This is a genomic window from Thermovirga sp., from assembly GCA_012523215.1.
In the GTDB taxonomy this organism is placed as follows: Bacteria; Synergistota; Synergistia; order Synergistales; family Thermovirgaceae; genus 58-81.
On sequence record JAAYIZ010000143.1, the window covers coordinates 1 to 2403 of the forward strand.

At 57.9% G+C, this 2403-nt stretch carries 3 protein-coding genes; all 3 read left to right on the forward strand.

What is annotated here, in order from left to right:
* The coding region (locus GX108_03960; protein ID NLO56194.1) for an NAD(P)/FAD-dependent oxidoreductase at nt 1-566 on the forward strand (566 nt) is incomplete at its 5' end.
* Nucleotides 567-806: 240 nt separating this feature from the next.
* Entirely contained in the window at nt 807-1427 is a 621-nt protein-coding gene (locus tag GX108_03965; GenBank protein ID NLO56195.1) for a class I SAM-dependent methyltransferase, read from the forward strand.
* A gap of 558 nt (nt 1428-1985) precedes the next feature.
* Nucleotides 1986-2403: winged helix-turn-helix transcriptional regulator (locus tag GX108_03970; protein ID NLO56196.1), on the forward strand; the 418-nt coding region annotated here is incomplete at its 3' end.

Consider the following 2403-nt stretch of genomic DNA (forward strand, 5'->3'; position numbering starts at 1 on the left):
CCGTCGACAGCTACCTGCGCACCAACAGGCGCCACATCTACGCCGTCGGCGACTGCAACGGTCAGAACCTCTTCTCCCACGCCGCCATGCACCAGGGGATGCTCGCCCTGATGCACTCCCTGTCGCCCCTTTCGCTGCCCATCCTCAACATCCTCAAGCGTGAGCGCTACGCCGTGCCCTGGTCGGTTTTCACCGAGCCCGAGGTGGCCCAGGTGGGGCTCACCGAAAAGCAGGCCCGGGAGAAGGGCCTCCGGGTCGAAATAGCGAAAAAGGACTTCCGCACCTACGGCCGCACCGTGGCCGATGGGCACCCCGACGGCTTCATAAAAATCGTCACTGACCCCAGGGGGCGCATCCACGGGGCCACCATCGTGGGCGAGAACGCCAGCGAACTCATCCACGAATGGACCATGGCCATCCAGTACAAAAAGAAGATGCACCACGTGATGATGATGCAGCACTCCTTCCCGTCGGTCTCGATGATCAACAAAATGGTCACCGAGGACTGGATGATGAAAAAAATGAAAACGCCCTGGCTCCGCCGGTTTATCAAAGCTATCTTTTGATCGGGACCGATGGTGAAGTTCAATATTTTGAGGGCCCGACGAGACCTCAAACAATATTTCTCACCACGGAGGACGATTATCGCAGTGCGGTTTAAGGCTTTTCCCAAATATTCGATCTTCCGCCCCTTTTGCCTGTGGGTCACTTCGTCGGTGATGAATTCTCCAGGGCCGGCCTTTGAAGTTTCGTTTCGAGCCTAAGGTTTTTCGTCTCGGGATTCACGATTAACGGAGGCTGCCTCCATGTCCTGGTATCGTGACAAGATCCTGCCCCATGTCATAGAACACGCGGCGAGCATCGACCCTCTCATGAAGCAGCGCGGGAGGGTGGTGCCCCTTGCCTCGGGCAGGATCCTGGAGGTGGGTTTCGGCACCGGCCTCAACATGGCCTACTATGACAGGGCGAAGGTCGAAAAGATCTTCGCCCTCGACCCCTTCATGCACCTCCCGGGCCGCACCGCCGAGCGCATCGCTCGTTCCGGCCTCGACGTAGAACTCATCCGGGCTGGCGCCGAAGACATCCCCTTCGGTGACGAGACCTTCGACACGGTCCTCATGACCTTCACCCTCTGCTCCTTGCCCGATCCCCGCACCGCCCTCACGGAGATCCGCCGGGTCCTCAAAACCGGCGGCAGACTCATCTTCAGCGAACACGGCCTGGCTCCCGCACCCGCCGTCAGGAAATGCCAGCGCGTCCTCAACCCCTGCTGGCAGGGCATCTCCGGCGGCTGCCATCTTGACCGCGACGTCCCGGCCCTCCTCAAAGACGCCTCCTTCGGGCTCGAAGGCCTTCAAATGGGCCACATCCCCACCATCCGCATCGTCTCCTGGAATTACTGGGGCGAAGCCCTCAAGACCGAATAAAAACCTTCCAGCGAACCCTTGCCTTGCAATCCCGAAGTCTTTGGCCCCCATGGCGCAACCTTCGCTCCTTGGGTTGATATCCCGTTGTCCGTTTACGCCTTTCGCTTTTGCTCCACGGTTTACGCTTTTTGCCTTTGCTTCACGATTTCCGATTCACGGATCCGTTTCCCAACTCACGGCCTTCTAGTCCTTATGGTATACAAATGCTCAAAATCAAGCTCTGACCCCAAGGGCCTTCGGTCGCCTTGCTTTTTGCAATCAAGAGCAATAAAATTACTCGTAAATCATAACGTAAATCGTCAACCGTGAATCGCAACGCGTTCTCCCCTACGTTGACGGAACGCAGCCAAAGTACCTTGTATGTGGTGAAAAGGGTTGGGGTTGTTTTTGACCTTGATCCTACCCCTTCACTATGTTCGGGGTACTTCGTCGGCGTTCTCTGGGGTGAGAAGCCCTGGTCTTGCGGTTTTCCTTACACTTCACCGTTGGCGAACCTGATCCAAGCGATTCACGATTTACGTCGTTCTGTCCGACATCTCACGTCCCTGGGGGTTTCTTATGCTTGAAAGCTTCATCACCTCGAAGACCAGGATCAAACTACTTCTCAAGTTCTTCATCAACCCCGACACCACCTCCTACCTGCGGGAACTGGCCGACGAATTCGGCGAATCCACCAACGGGGTCAGGGTGGAACTGAATCGCCTCCAGAAGGCCGGCATCCTGGAATCCAGGTCCGAGGGCCGCACCATTCTCTACAACGCCAACCGGGAGCACCCTCTTTTCCCCGAGATTCGGCGTATCGTCGCCAAGACCGTGGGCCTCGACCGGCTTGTCGAACAGGTCGTCGCCCGCCTGGGCAACGTGGAACTGGCCTTCGTCACCGGCGACTACGCGAAGGGCATCGACTCGGGCCTCATCGACCTCGTCCTGGTCGGCGAAGTGGACGAAGCCTACCTGGCCGAGCTGGCCAAAAAGG